At 68.0% G+C, this 14842-nt stretch carries 9 protein-coding genes; all 9 read left to right on the top strand.

What is annotated here, in order from left to right:
* The first annotated feature begins 45 nt into the window (after positions 1–45).
* The gene (locus ACQY7V_RS03065) at positions 46–987 is read left to right on the top strand and encodes a DMT family transporter (RefSeq protein WP_428638858.1); all 942 of its coding nucleotides are present in this window, start codon (positions 46–48) and stop codon (positions 985–987) included.
* Entirely contained in the window at positions 984–2108 is a 1125-nt protein-coding gene (locus ACQY7V_RS03060) for a putative ABC transporter permease (protein ID WP_428638856.1), read from the top strand. Before ACQY7V_RS03065 ends, ACQY7V_RS03060 begins: the two co-directional genes overlap by 4 nt.
* 184 nt (positions 2109–2292) lie before the next feature.
* On the top strand, positions 2293–5973 hold the full coding sequence (locus tag ACQY7V_RS03055) for an MMPL family transporter (protein ID WP_428638854.1): 3681 nt from the start codon (positions 2293–2295) through the stop codon (positions 5971–5973).
* Positions 5974–6229: 256 nt separating this feature from the next.
* On the top strand, positions 6230–9631 hold the full coding sequence (locus ACQY7V_RS03050; protein ID WP_428638852.1) for an ATP-binding cassette domain-containing protein: 3402 nt from the start codon (positions 6230–6232) through the stop codon (positions 9629–9631).
* Between the two features lie 35 nt (positions 9632–9666).
* Entirely contained in the window at positions 9667–10248 is a 582-nt protein-coding gene (locus tag ACQY7V_RS03045) for a DJ-1 family glyoxalase III (protein ID WP_320658241.1), read from the top strand.
* 37 nt (positions 10249–10285) lie between these two features.
* On the top strand, positions 10286–10978 hold the full coding sequence (locus tag ACQY7V_RS03040; protein WP_184451973.1) for a nitroreductase family protein: 693 nt from the start codon (positions 10286–10288) through the stop codon (positions 10976–10978).
* Position 10979: 1 nt separating this feature from the next.
* Positions 10980–11888, top strand: coding sequence for a TatD family hydrolase (locus tag ACQY7V_RS03035; RefSeq protein ID WP_184451975.1), 909 nt, complete (start codon positions 10980–10982; stop codon positions 11886–11888).
* 182 nt (positions 11889–12070) lie between these two features.
* Complete coding sequence (locus ACQY7V_RS03030; protein WP_428638849.1) at positions 12071–13276, top strand: G5 domain-containing protein; 1206 nt, start codon at positions 12071–12073, stop codon at positions 13274–13276.
* A 153-nt stretch (positions 13277–13429) separates the two neighbouring features.
* Positions 13430–14839: a ubiquitin-like domain-containing protein gene (locus ACQY7V_RS03025; RefSeq protein ID WP_428638847.1), complete on the top strand. Its 1410-nt coding sequence runs from the start codon at positions 13430–13432 to the stop codon at positions 14837–14839.
* The last annotated feature ends 3 nt before the right edge of the window (positions 14840–14842 follow it).

Raw genomic sequence — 14842 nt, 5'->3', positions numbered from 1 at the left:
GAACAGGCCGTCCGTCAGCGCGAATCGGAAAACGGGGGGAGGGCGATGAACGACGACCGGAAGCGGATCCTCATCGGAGTGACCGCCGCCCTCGTCTGCGAGATCCTCTTCGGCCTGTCCTACACCTTCACGAAGAACGCGATGAAGTCCGCCGACGAGATCGACCTCCTCGGCTGGCGCTTCCTCCTCGCATTCACCTCAATCGCGCTCCTGCGGGCCCTCGGCGTCGTGCGAACGAATTTCCGGGGCAAGGACCCGAAACCCCTCCTCCTCATCTGCCTGCTCAACCCCTTCCTCTACTTCATCGGCGAGACCTTCGGGATCTCACGGACGAGCGCCTCCGAATCGGGGGTCTTCCTCGCCTGCATCCCCGTCACCGCGATCGCCGCCTCCTCCGTCATCCTCGGCAAACGCCCCTCTCAGCGCCAAGTCGTCGGGATCATCACGACCCTCATCGGGGTCGTCACCGCCGTCCTCGCGACAGGACTCCACCTCACCTTCTCGCCGAGCGGATACGCGATCCTCGTCCTCGCCGTTCTCGCCTACTCCCTCTACTCGGTCTACGTCGAACGCGCCCGCGAGTTCACCGGCGTAGAAATCACCTACGTCATGCTCGCCGGCGGCGCCTCCTCCTTCGGGACGATCCTCGTCGCGAAGCACCTTCGGACGGGAACACTCGGCGAGATCCTCGCCCTGCCCTTCACCGACACGGGCTTCGGCGCCGCCGTCGCCTACCAGGGCATCGCCTGCTCCATGATCGCCTTCTTCGCCGCGAACACGGCGATCTCCCACATCGGCGTCAACGCGACCTCCTCCTTCGTCGGCGTCTCGGCCGTCGTCGCGATCCTCGCCGGCGTCGCCGTCCTCGGCGAACGCATCACCCTCCTCCAGATCCTCGGCATGGCGCTCATCCTCCTCGGCGTCTACATCGCGAACGCCGTACGGCCCAAGCCCTTCCGACGCGCGGGCGCTACCGTAGAACCGTGAGAACGAAACCGAGCACCGCCGCCATCCGCTCCTGGAGCAGAGCCCGCCGCATCGCGGCGAGGGTCGTCTTCCTCCTCGTCGCCCTCGTCTCGGTCGTCCTCGTCGTCTACGTCGCCCTCGGCATCGCGGCCGGCCAGACCCCGGTGCACGACCCCATGACATGGATCCACATCTGCGTCCTCGCCCTCGACGCCGTCGGATGCATCACCATCATCGTCTACGACTTCGTCGTCGCGACGAAACCCGTGAAACGCCTCGTCCGCGCAACCCTCCTCGCCATCATCATCGCCCTCCTCATCGACGTCGGACGCAACGGCATCGAACTCTGGCAGCTCTACTACCTCCTCCAAGCGGCCCTCATCATCGGCTTCCAAACCGCGACGGACGACGAACTGCGGCGGGGGCACCGTCTGAAGCGGCCCTGGGAGCGGGGAGGCGATCCGAAGCGCAGAGGCTACATCCCCCTCAACTTCTTCAACCTCTTCTGGGTCTTCCTCGTCGCCTCGATCGTCGGACTCGGCATCGAAGTCCTATGGCGCCTGCTGACGGTCGGCGCGCTGGAAAGCCGAGCCGGGCTCCTGTGGGGCCCCTTCTCACCGATCTACGGGTTCGGGGCGCTCCTCATGACGATCGCCCTCAACCGGTGGTGGAACTCCTCCAAGACCGTCATCGTCCTCGTATCGGCGTTGATCGGGGGCGCCTTCGAATTCGCAGTGAGCTGGTGGATGGAGTACTCCTTCGGCATCATCGCCTGGGACTACTCGAAGGAGCTCCTCAACATCGACGGGCGCACCGACCTCGCCCACTGCCTCGCCTGGGGGCTCCTCGGCCTCGTCTGGATCCGCCTCCTCCTCCCGGACCTCCTCGAGCTCGTCGAACGGATCCCCCTGACCTGGCGGGCCGCCCTCACCGTCGCCACCGCCCTGTTCATCATCGCCGACGCCTGCATGACGCTCCTCGTCCTCGACCGGTGGCAGGAACGCGAAGCGGGAACAGCATCGACCAGCGCGATCGACGCCTTCATCGACTCCCACTACGACGACCGCTTCATGCAGACCCGATTCGAAACGATGATGATCGGGGACAAACCCGCCTCCCCGCTCGATCCCTTCGAACGCTGACGACGAGGACGCCAAGACCCCTCGCGGCGCCCTCGACATCATGGCAGGGAAGGCCTCCACCCGCGCGGAACCCCGGACTCGCATCGAAACCTGACCGCAACCATCAAGCGGAGGCGAACGAGTAACCATGCAGGTAGATTGAGAAGAGGACAAGTCTCGGCTGGAACTCACTGGGGAGGAGCGGGTGGCGTCCGGAATCGCGCGGTTCCTCGTTTCTGCGCGACATCTGATCTTCGCGGTCATGGTCGTCGCGACGGTCCTCGCCGGTCTCCTCGCCCCACGGGTCGGCGTCATCACCGACATGGCGGAGTTCTTGCCCAACGACTCCCAGATGCGCGAGGGCCTCGCCCTGATGGACGGGGAATTCCCCCCATCCGAACAACTCTCGACGACGCGCGTGATGTTCGAAGGCCTGTCGTCCGGCGAAGAACAGCGCATCGCCTCCGAAATGGAAGACATCCCCGGAGTGGAGGAAGTCTCCTTCGACCCCGAATCCGATGCCTTCCGCAAAGGCGAACGCAGCCTCTTCATCCTCCACTCGACCGCGCCCTACGGCTCCGAAACGGACCGAGTGATCCAAAGGACCGTGGAAGAGCGCTTCCGCGCCGAGCGGCCGGTGATCCGCTCGGACAACCCCTCGCAGGCCGCTGAACTCCCCCTCTGGATCGTCGGCGTCGCCGTCGGCCTCCTCGCGCTCATCCTCCTCATCATGTCGGCATCGTGGATCGAGCCCTTCCTCTTCCTCCTGACGATCGGGATGGCCGTCGTCCTCAACCTGGGAACCAACCTCATCCGCGGCTCAGTCGCCGACATCACCTTCACGATCGGGGCGATCCTCCAACTGGTCCTCTCCATGGACTACTCGATCATCCTCATGAACCGGTACCGGCACGAGCGCGCACTCGAGGAATCGAAGACCGAAGCGATGGTGAAGGCCCTGCGAGGAGCCTTCTCCTCGATCGTCTCCTCCTCGATGACGACCGTCGTCGGCCTCCTCATGCTGTGCTTCATGTCCCTGGGGATCGGGCTCGACCTCGGCATCGCCCTCGCCAAAGGCGTCTTCTTGTCGATGCTCAGCGTCTTCACGGTCCTGCCGACCCTCATCCTCCTCACCGACAAGGCCCTGGCGGCGACGCGAAAGCCCCACCTCAAGCCGGGCATGTCCTCCCTGGCCCGCTTCGAATACCGCTTCCGCAGACCGATCGCCGCACTCTTCGTCCTCATCTTCGCGGGATCGTGGGTGAGCGCCGCCGGCACCCCCATCGCCTACACCTTGAGCAAGGACGATCCGATCGCCGAGGTCTTCCCGACGGAGAACCCGATCGTCCTCGTCTATGCGAATACGGACGAGGACGATATCGTCCGGCTCGCGAAACGGATCGAGGGCGAGCCCTTCGTCCGCTCCGTGTCCGCCCATTCGACGACGATCGGCGCGCAGCGCACCCTGCCCGACATGACGGCCGCCCTCGAAGAACTCGACGGGGGAGGGATGGCCCTCGACGAAGAGGCCCTGCGCCTCGTCTACTTCCTCGCCCACGGCGGTGAAGCGACCGAGAGGATGACGCTCCGGGAGTTCATCTCATTCCTCCACTCCGATCGGCAGGCATCGGCGCGGATGGCCCCGGGCCTTAGCGAGCGGCTGAACGAAATCATGCCCTACCTCGACCAAACCGCGATGACGACGCCGATGGGAGCCGCCGAACTCGCCCCCGTCCTGCGCATGAGCGAAGAAGATGCGCGAGGAGTCCTCCTCCAGCACGCCGTGAGCGACCCGACGATTCATGCCGACTCGATGACCCTCGCCCAGTTCGTCGACTTCCTCCTCCGCGACCTCGCCAATGATCCGCATTACGCCTCGCTGCTCGCGCCCTCGGCGATGATCCAGGCCCACTCCCTCGCGCCCTTCACCGACGCGGGCGCGATGACGACGCCGATCGGCTCGGAGCAGATGGCCGCCCTGCTGGGAAGCGATCCCGCGCAGATGGCGCTCCTGTATGCGCGTCTTGCAGCCGAATCCGGCGCCTACAGCGGGGTCTCGGCCCTGCCCGCGGCCCACCTCGCCGCCCTTCGCGCGCTCGCAAGCGCGATCCCCGCCGACCAGGGCGGCATGACGGCCGAACAGGCGACGGCCCTCGCCGCCCTCGCGCCCTTCACCGACCAGAAAACGCTCACCACCCCGATGGACGCGCCGGGCCTCGCCGCACTCTTCTCGATGCCCGTCGAACACGTCGAAGCCGTCCTCGCCCTCCTCAGCCCCATGAGCGGATCCGTCCCGCCCTCGCCCGCCGTCGCCGAAGCGATCGTCTTCCTCGACGCACTGGTCCAGCATGTTCTGACGGATCCCGCGGCCAGTGCGGCAACGGGAATCGACTCGGCGACCGCCGCGAAGCTTCGCGCGCTCCACGCGATCGCCTCATCCACCGTGAAGACGAACCCGATGCCGCTCGCGGACTTCGCCAGGGCCGCCGGACTCGATCCGCAGATCCTCGCCCTCGCGCACGCGGTGGGGGCGACGCAGGACGCCGCGCAGCGCACCCACTCCCCTCGGGAAATCATCGGGATCCTCGTCAACGATCCGATGAGCGCGAGCCGGAGGGGCGAACTTGAACGCCTCCAGAGGATCGTCAACGACACGGTCGCCGGGCGCGCCTACACGCCGGCGGCCCTCGCCTCCCTCACGGGGATCTCCGATCTGCGCGCGCGCCAACTCGCGCTCCTGCGCACTGCGAAATACTCCGACTCGAGCTCGTGGCGGATGAGCCCGCAAGCAGCGATCGCATTCCTCGTCGACACGGTCCTCACCTCGCCTGAATCCGCGGGCCGTTTCACCCCCGAACAAGCGACGGGCCTCAGGCGCCTGCGGGCGATCATCGACGCGGGAGCCGAGCAGACGGCCTTCACGCCCGCACAGCTCGCCTCCTTCTTCCACCGCATCGGCTCCGAGGCCGACTCCGCGTCGATCGGACTCGCCTATCTCGCCCACGCCGCGAAGACGTGGGACGGTGCGGAAAAGACTCTGTCGATCGCGGAACTCGTCGACGTGCTCGCCTCGAGGATCCTCCCCGATCAGCGCTTTGCGCCCTTCATCGACGCCGATTCGCGCGCCGCCGTCGAAGACGCGCGCGAAAGGATCTCGACGGCGCTCATCCAACTCGTCGGCACGAAGCACTCGCGGCTCATCATCACCACGACGCTCCCCGTCGAATCCGAACGGACCGAGCAGTTCGTCTCCGGACTCTTCTCGAACTGCGAAGACCTCGAAGGAGGATGCCGTCTCGTCGGGGACTCCGTGCTCATCCACGAGATGCGTCAATCCTTCGACACGGAGATGACGCTCATTTCCCTCCTCACGGCGGGTTCGATCTTCCTCGTCGTCGCCCTCACCTTCTTCTCCCTGTCCGTTCCCGCCCTCCTCGTCCTCCTCGTTCAATGCGGGGTCTTCCTCACGATCACCGCGATCGGGCTGCAGGGCTACGCCAACTACTACCTCGCCCAGCTCATGGTGCAGTGCATCCTCATGGGGGCGACCATCGACTACGGCATCCTCCTCACCACGCAGTACCGCGAGGCCAGGCGCTCGCTCGAACCCGCGGAGGCGATCGGCCGCGCGCTCAAGCGCTCGATCCACACGATCGCCACCTCCGGCTCCATCATGATCCTCGTCACCGGGATCCTCGGCTTCCTCTTCGAGAACCCTACGGTCGGTCAGATCTGCCGAACCATCGCGATCGGCGCACTCGCCGCGACCGCCCTCATCCTCCTCGTCCTGCCGGGACTCCTCGTCGCCCTCGATCGCTTCGTCGCCGGAAGGACCCGACTCGGAGCGGCCGCTCATGCGAAGACGGGGGAGGAAGCGCCCGCCTGAGGGCTAGCAGGACAAACCGGTGACCTCATCGCATGCGAAGACGGGGAGGAAGCGCCCGCCTGAGGGGGAGCGCGCCCTCGCATCCGCGACCCGGATCATTGCATCCTCGGCGGATCGCTGCGGGGTAATGCTTTCGAGGCGGAAAGGTGATGATCTCGAGGTGGAAAGGTGATGATCTCGAGGCGGAAAGGTGATGACCTCGGCCGGGGGGGGAGGGCGGGGCGTGAGAGTTCCGCCTGGGGCTAGGGTGGGAGCCATGCTGGAACTGCGAGGGATCACCAAGGCGTACACGACGGCATCACTCACGCAAGTCGCCCTCGACTCCGTGGACCTCGCCTTCCGCGACAACGAATTCGTCGCGATCCTCGGCCAGTCCGGGTCGGGCAAGACGACCATGCTCAACATCGTCGGCGGCCTCGACCACTTCGACTCCGGCGACCTCGTCATCGACTCGATCTCCACCAAGGACTACCGCGATCGCGACTGGGACGCCTACCGGAACAACCGGATCGGATTCGTCTTCCAGTCCTACAACCTCATTCCGCACCAGTCGGTCCTCGGCAACGTCGAGCTCGCCCTCACCCTGTCCGGCGTCTCCCCCAAGGAGCGCAAGCGCCGCGCCCTCGACGCCCTCGAACGGGTCGGACTCGCCGAGCACGTCGGCAAACGGCCCTCGCAACTGTCCGGCGGACAGATGCAGCGCGTCGCGATCGCCCGCGCCCTCATCAACGACCCGGAGATCGTCCTCGCCGACGAACCGACGGGCGCCCTGGACTCGAAGACCTCCGTGCAGGTCATGGACCTCCTGCGCGAAGTGGCGCGCGACCGGCTCGTCATCATGGTCACCCACAATCCCGAACTCGCCGAACGCTACGCGACCCGGATCGTCGAGCTCGCCGACGGAAAGATCCTCTCGGACTCGCGCCCCTTCATCCCGGGCGCTAAGGACCGGCGCGAGGGAAGGGCCGCGAAACGGACCTCCATGTCGCCGCTGACGGCCCTGTCCCTCTCGGGGAAGAACCTTCTCACGAAGAAGGGGCGCACCCTCATGACCTCCTTCGCCGGGTCGATCGGCATCATCGGGATCGCCGCGATCCTCGCCCTCGCCAACGGGGTGAACGCCTACATCGCCGCGACCGAGGAGGACGCCCTCACCTCCTACCCCCTGTCGATCACCGAGTCCGGCGTCGACATGAGCGCGATGATGGAAAGCGCCGTCCGGGACGCCCAAGCGGTGAGCGCCCAGTCCGGGAAGGTCGCGGCGCGCCCGGCCTTCGCCGCGATGGCCCAATCCCGATCGAAGAACGACCTCGCCTCCCTCAAGACCTACTTCGACGCCGACGGGGGACGGATCTTCGACCACGTCGCGGCGATCGAGTACGCCTACGGGGCCAAGCCCCTCGTCTACCGCGAGGACACCTCGAAGGGGATCGTCCGCCTCAACCCCGATCAGGCCTTCTCGACCCTCTCCACGGCCTCCCGGGTCAGCCCCTTCTCCTCCTACATCCAGATGGACGCCTTCACCCAGCTCCCCGCGAACGCGAAGCTCTACGAGGACGCCTACACGGTGCTCGCCGGATCCTGGCCGAAGGACGCGCACGACCTCGTCCTCGTCGTCGACTCGGACCGGGCGATGAGCGACCTCCTCGAGTACACCCTCGGCCTCAAGGACCACGCCGAGCTCGACGAGCTCATGGAGTCCTACTACTCGGGCGCGGGCGGCCCCGGCCGCGCGGCTGAGGACGCTTCAGGGGACGAGGGCGGAACGGATGACGCGGTCGCGAACTACGACTACGACTCGATCCTCGGCACGAGCTTCTCCCTCGTCCCGGCCTCCTCGCTCTACACCTACGACTCGGAGCACGCGGTGTGGGTGGACCGCTCCGAAGACCGGAGCTACATGAGCGAACAGATCGCGAAGGGACAGACGCTCACCGTCACGGGCATCGTCGCCGCGAAGGAAGCGGACACGACGATCATCGGACAGGGGCTCGCCTACACCCCCGAGCTCACCGAGGAGGTCATGCGAAGCGCCGCCTCCTCGGACATCGTCAAAGCCCAGATCGCCGATCCCCTCACCGACGTCTTCACCGGGAAGCGCTTCGACGAACTCGATGACGCGACGAAGCCCGGCTTCGACCTGTCCTCCCTCTTCACGATCGACCCGAACGCCCTGCGAACGGCCTTCAGGGTCGACCCGAACGCACTCCAGATGGATCTGTCCGGACTCGACCTGTCCGCCCTCGACCTCAGCGCCATCGATCCGGGCGCCTTCTCAATGCCCGGCCTCGACCTCTCCGCCCTCGGGAACACCGACCTCTCCTCGGCGATCGACCCCTCGGCGATCGCGCCCGCCGACCTGGACCTCGCCGGCCTCGCCGCCCGCTACCCCGAGCTCGGCGAGATCGACTGGGCTTCGATCGTCTCGAAGGCGCTCTCCGAGGGCGCGATCCCGCCGACGGCGGGTCAAGCGCTCGCGGGCACGAGCGCCGAGATCATCCAGGGCTTCCTCGACTACTACGCCGCGCATTCCGACACGGACGGCGACGGGGCGCCCGATGCGGACCCCTTGGGGCTCGCCACCGCCTACATCTCGAGCCCCGAAGTGCGGGCCCGCCTCGAGGAGGCCCTCGACTCCGGCGAGGTCGTCAATACCGAGGTGCTCTCGGCGAAGCTCGCCACCGCCCTCGGCGAGGACCGGGCACTGCGCGAAGTCGCCTCCCGGGCCTCCGCCGAACTCGCGGAGTCGATCGGACGCTCCCTCGCGACGCAGCTCGCCACCGCCCTTTCCTCTCAGATCTCGCAGATGATCTCGGACTCGCTCTCCCAGACGATGGCGAAGGCGATGTCGCAGATGATGACTCAGATCCAGAACGCGATCGCACTGCAGATGGAACGGGCGATGGGCGGCTTCGCCTCCTCCCTCGCATCCGCATTCACCGTCGACGAATCCGCTTTCGCGCAGGCGTTCCGGACGAACACGGATCCCGAGGACCTCCAGCGCCTCCTGTCGACGATGATGTCGACGACGCCGACCACCTACGACACGAACCTCACGAAGCTCGGATGGGCCGATCCCGGCGCGCCCTCGCAGATCAACATCTATCCCACGACCTTCGCGGACAAGGACGCCGTCAAGGCGATCATCGAGGGCTACAACGAGGCCGCAACGGCCGCCGGGGACGAGGCGAGGGTCGTCGCCTACACCGACATGGTCGGGCTCCTCATGAGCTCGGTCACCCGGATCATCGACATCATCAAATGGATGCTCATCGCCTTCGTGTCGATCTCGCTCGTCGTCTCCTCGATCATGATCGCGATCATCACCCTCATCTCCGTCCTCGAACGCAAGAAGGAGATCGGCATCCTCCGTTCGATCGGAGCCTCGAAGAAGGACATCTCGCGCGTCTTCAACGCCGAGACCTTCATCGTCGGACTCCTCGCAGGGCTCATCGGCGTGGGCATCACCCTCGTCCTGACCCTCATCGCGAACGTCATCGTCGAAGCGAAGCTCGAGGTCGCCGACATCGCCCAGCTGCCCGCGAGCGCCGGGGCGATCCTCATCGCGGTCTCCATCATCCTCACACTCATCGCAGGTCTCCTCCCGGCCCGCAAGGCCGCGAAGGAGGACCCCGTCGAAGCGCTGAGAAGCGAGTAACCTCTAAGGCGCCGCCGATCCGATGAGGAGGACAGATGCCCGCTCCGGCAGAACCCGCCACCGATGCCTCCGTGGGGGTCCTCCTCGCCCCCGGCTTCGAGGAGGTCGAAGCCCTCGCAGTCGTCGACGCGCTCTTCCGCGCGGGCGTTCGCGCAGACCTCATCTCCGTCGAGGGCACCGCCGACGTCGTCTCCTCGCACGGGGTGAGGATCGGCTCCGACCTCGCCCTCGACGACGCCGACCTCGCCTCCTACGCGATCCTCTTCCTCCCCGGGGGAATGCCCGGAACGACGAACCTCTCGGCGAACCCCGTCATCGGAGCCGAGATCGACCGTCGGGCCCGAGCCGGCCTGCCGATCGCCGCGATCTGCGCCGCGCCCTCGATCCTCGCCGAACGCGGACACCTCGCGGGCCGTACCGCAACGGCGAATCCCGGATTCATGAACGTCCTCGAAGACGCCGGTGCGCATACGGTTCTCACGCCGGTCGCCCTCGACGGGCGGATCTTCACGAGCCGCGGAGCGGGGACCGCCCTCGAGCTCGGGATCGCCCTGGTCGCCCTCCTGCGCGGAGAGGCGGAGGCCGAACGCGTCGCGACCGCCCTCGTCCACCGCTGAGCGGCGCGTCCTCGGCGCCCCGACGTAGGCTGGAGGCATGACGAACGAGGATTCCGCACCTTCCTTCTCCCGCCTCGCAGCCGAACGGCACTCGGTGCGCGCCTTCTCGGACCGCCCGGTCGCCCCGCAGGTGCTCGACGCGATCCTGAAGGACGCGAGCGCCTCGCCCAGCTGGTCCAACACCCGTCCCTACCGGCTCGCACTCGCGGCGGGCGAGGATGCCGATGCGCTGCGCGCCGCCTACTGCGAGGCCTTCGACGCCGAGGCCGGGACCGGCCCTCGCGCCGACGGGGACTTCGAGGTGCGCCGACGCTACCCGGACGAGCTCAGGGAGCGCTCGGTGCGGCTCGGCAAGGCGCTCTACGCCGAGCTCGGCATCGGGCGGGACGACGCGGCGGCGCGCGATGCGTGGAGCCGCAGGAACGTCGAAGCCTTCTCCGCTCCCGTCATCGGGCTCCTCTACGTCCACGAGGGCCTCATGCCCTTCTCCGCGATGGACGCGGGGATCCTCCTCGGGCACATCTTCCTCGCGGCCAAGGCCAGGGGAGTGGACTCCTGCGCCCTCGGGACGCTCGCCATCTGGCGGGGCCCCGGGGACCGCTTCTTCGACGTACCGGAGGACTACCGCCTCATCACGGGCTTCGCGCTCGGATATGCGGAGGAGGACCCGGTGAACGCCTTCCGGGCCGAGCGCGCGCCCATCCCCCGCGTCGGCCGGAAGGGGCGGTGACATGGCGCGCAGGACGCGGACCTGGCCCGAAGCGCCCCGCCCCCTCGACGGCGAGGTCATGGACAATCACACGCACCTGCCGGTCGTCCCGGCCCAGATCCCGAGGGCGGACGGCGTCGCGATGCCCCTCGACGAGCAGATCGCCAGGGCGCGCGCAGCGGGGGTCTCCCGGCAGGTGACCAGCGCCTGCGAACTCCCCGAATTCGCCCCCATGATCGGGGTCGCCTCGGCGTACGAGGGCGTGCGGGTCGCCCTCGCCCTGCACCCCAATGAGGCCGCCCTCCACGAAGGCTGCGTCGACCCCTCCCCGGACGGGCTGACTCCCCGGCTCAGCGATCATCACATCCCCCTCGATGAGGCGCTCGCCGTCCTCGAGGAGGCGGTGGAGAACCCGATGGTCGTCGCGGTCGGCGAATCGGGGCTCGACTACTTCCGCACGGCCGAACCCGGCCGCGAGGCCCAGAAGCGCTCCTTCGCCGCTCACATCGACCTCGCGGTGCGCAAGGGACTGCCCCTGCAGATCCACGACCGCGAGGCGCACGCCGACTGCCTCGAGGTCCTCGATCGCGCCGGCCGCATCGATGTCCCCGTCGTCTTCCACTGCTTCTCCGGTGACGCGCAGTTCGCGCGTGAACTCGCCGAACGCGGCTTCTACGCCTCCTTCGCCGGCCCCATCACCTATCCGGCGAACGCCCACCTGCGCGAGGCGCTCATCGAGATGCCCCGCGAACTCGTCCTCGTGGAGACGGACGCCCCTTATCTCACGCCCGTTCCGCACAGGGGATCCCCGAACGCCTCCTATGCGATGGCCCACAGCGTCCGCCGGATCGCCGAGCTCTGGGATCTTCGCGAGGATCTGGCGTGCGCCCAGCTCATGGAGAATTCCAGGCGCGTCTACGGCGACTGGTGACGAGGGCGCGCGGACCGCGATTGCCGGGGCGCGCCTTAGCATTCGCGGTGATAGGCGTCACGAAATCGAGCGCGAAGGGTCACGGATTGATTACGGTAGGGGAGTCAGTCCGCCGGGATCCGGGGATTCCCCTAGGGGAGCCCCCGCGGATGCGAGGCGGAACCTACGAAGTCTGGAGTCGCGTGAATCTTCACCCCTCACGACGCACCGTCGTCGCCACAGCCTCGGCACTCGCCCTCATGATGACTGCGACCGCCGGGACCGCCGTGGCCGCCGCCCACCACGAAGTCCTTCTCGAGATCGACGGCGTGTCCAGGCCCGTCGACGGATTCTTCCTGACCGTTGATGGGGCGCTCGCTTCCGCGGGCGTCGAGGTGGGGGCGCACGACCTCGTCGCGCCGGCGACCGACGCGCACGTGGCCGACGGGCAGACTATCGTCGTGAGATCGGCGAGCCCCTACGAGGTGACCCTCGACGGCGAGACGAAGACCGCGTGGTCGACGGCTGATTCGATCGACGGCGTCCTCGACTCGATCGCCGCCTCCGGTTCGGCCGTCATGGCCGCTGATCGCTCCACGCTCCGCCGTGAGATGTCCGTGATCTCCGTCGACGGTCCCGTCGCGATCCTCGCCGACGGGGCGACGACCACCGTCGACGCGAAGGCGGGCGACACCGTCGACGTGCTCCTCGAGAAGGCGGGCATCTCACTCGGGGACCTCGATACGGTCGATTTCGTCTTCGAAGCGGGGCGGACCTCGGTCAAGGTGACGCGCATCCTCCACGGCGACGTCGACGTCGCCACCCCGATCCCCTTCACCACCGAAGAGCGCAGCGACGATTCCCTCTACGAGGGCGAGACGAAGGTGCTGCAGGAGGGGCAGGACGGCCAGACGCTGACGACCTACTACCGCCACAGCATCGACGGGAAGATCGTGCTCAACGTGCCCATGGCGAAGAAGGTGACCGAACCGGTCGCGAAGATCGTCGCCGTCGGGACCAAGAAGAAGGAGCAGGAGGCGCCGAGCGCCCAGAGCGCGGCGAGTGCGGCCGCAGCGGCCGCCGCCAGCGCCCCGGCCGTCTCCTACTCGCCGGGCTCCGCGCAGGCCATCGCTCAGGAGATGGTCGCCGCCCGCGGATGGTCGGACTCCGAATTCCAGTGCCTCGTCACCCTGTGGAACCACGAGTCCGGCTGGAACGTCAGCGCCGCCAACCCCTCGGGCGCCTACGGGATCCCGCAGGCCCTCCCCGGTTCGAAGATGGCGAGCGCCGGCGCCGACTGGCAGACGAACCCGGCCACCCAGATCACCTGGGGCCTCGGATACATCTCAGGGCGCTACGGAACCCCGTGCGGCGCTCTGGCCTCGTGGAGCGCGAAGGGCTGGTACTGAGCCGCCCCGAATGAGCTGAAACGGTGCGCCGGCCCTCATGCGCGGGCCGGCGCACCGCCTTCAGCGCCCCTGTTCACATCGACCCGTTGACGTTTCGGCGCCGCGTCCATTCATCGCGTACCGTTGACGCGTCCAACCGAAGGAGCACCCGCAGTGGATCACCACCGATCGGAGCATCCGCTCGGCCGGAGGCGCCAGGAGCACCGCTCCTTCACCCCGAGCCGCCGCGCCGTTCTGACGAGCGCGTGCGCGAGCGCCGCGGCCGTCGTCCTCGTCGCCGCGGGGGCGGTCGCCAGCTCGCGCGCTGAGGCGACCCTCGAAGTCGACGGCGTCTCCATGCCGGTCACCGCGTGGGGCGGCACCGTCGCTTCGCTCCTGAGCTCGACCGGCGTCGAAGTCGGAGCGCACGACCTCGTCCAGCCCGCCCTCGATTCGCGGGTCCCCGACGGGGGCACCGTCATCGTGCGCACCGCGCACCCCTACACCCTGGAGGTCGACGGCGCCGAGAGGACCGTCTGGTCGACCTCGGCCAGCGCCGATGCGGTCCTCGCCGACACCGCCGCCCTCGGCGACTCCGTCGCCCTCGCCGCCGATCGCTCCGGCGCCCGGGGCGAGGCCCTCCCCGTCGTCTCGCGCTCCCGCGAGGTCACCGTCCTCGCGGACGGCCTGGAGCGGCGGGCCCGGGCCGAGGGCGGGGAGAGCGTCGACGAGATCGTCGAGAAGGCCGGAGTGGCCCTCCATCCCATCGATCGCGTCGCCCTCGCCGCGGGCGAGGGCGGATCGCTCGAGGTGCGCGTCTCCCGCGTCGTGCGCGGGGAGTCGTCCGGGGAGGTCACGATCCCCTTCACCGAGATCGAGGAGGAGAGCCCCGACCTCTTCGAAGGCGAATCGAAGATCACCCGCCCCGGCTCCGACGGGCTCGCCGCGCGCACCCAGTGGGCTGAGACCGTCGACGGGGTCGCCACCTCATCGGCGACCACCGGCGAGGAGACCCTCGTCCAGCCCCTCGACCAGATCCGCTCCACGGGCACGAAGAAGGCGACGCCCGAGGCCCTCCTCCTCGCGGGAGTCGACCCGAAGGCGAGCCTCGAATCCGGAACGGACGAGAACGGCTTCCCCTACACCGCCTACAAGGCCCCGATCGGCTCCCTGTCCTCGCGAGCGGACGTTGAAGCCCTCATCAACGCGATGAGCGAGCAGTCCGACAAGATCAAAGCGGCGGGCGCAGCGCTCAAAGCGGGGATGAGCGTGACCTACACGGGCCAGGACCCCCAGGAGATCGCGCACATCCAGGTCGCCGCCCGCGGATGGTCGGACGCCGAATTCCAATGCCTGGTCAACCTGTGGAACCGCGAATCCCGCTGGAACCCGTACGCCCAGAACGCCTCCTCGGGCGCGTACGGGATCCCGCAGGCCCTCCCCGGTTCGAAGATGGCGAGCGCCGGCGCCGACTGGCAGACGAACCCGGCCACCCAGATCACCTGGGGCCTGGGCTACATCGCGGGCCGCTACGGCACGCCGTGCTCGGCCTGGGGGCATTCGAACGCCGTCGGCTGGTACTGAGCC

This window comes from Schaalia sp. (assembly GCF_050312375.1).
Taxonomy (GTDB): domain Bacteria; phylum Actinomycetota; class Actinomycetes; order Actinomycetales; family Actinomycetaceae; genus Pauljensenia; species Pauljensenia hyovaginalis.
Note: the sequence above shows the minus strand (reverse complement) of the source record. Positions and strands in the feature narration are given on the sequence as shown.

Excerpts from the sequence above, each read along its gene's own strand:
- ACQY7V_RS03040 (WP_184451973.1), top strand. The coding sequence starts at position 10,286 with ATGACGAACGAGGATTCCGCACCTTCCTTCTCCCGCCTCGCAGCCGAA.
- ACQY7V_RS03065 (WP_428638858.1), top strand. The coding sequence starts at position 46 with ATGAACGACGACCGGAAGCGGATCCTCATCGGAGTGACCGCCGCCCTC.
- ACQY7V_RS03035 (WP_184451975.1), top strand. The coding sequence starts at position 10,980 with ATGGCGCGCAGGACGCGGACCTGGCCCGAAGCGCCCCGCCCCCTCGAC.
- ACQY7V_RS03050 (WP_428638852.1), top strand. The coding sequence starts at position 6,230 with ATGCTGGAACTGCGAGGGATCACCAAGGCGTACACGACGGCATCACTC.
- ACQY7V_RS03045 (WP_320658241.1), top strand. The coding sequence starts at position 9,667 with ATGCCCGCTCCGGCAGAACCCGCCACCGATGCCTCCGTGGGGGTCCTC.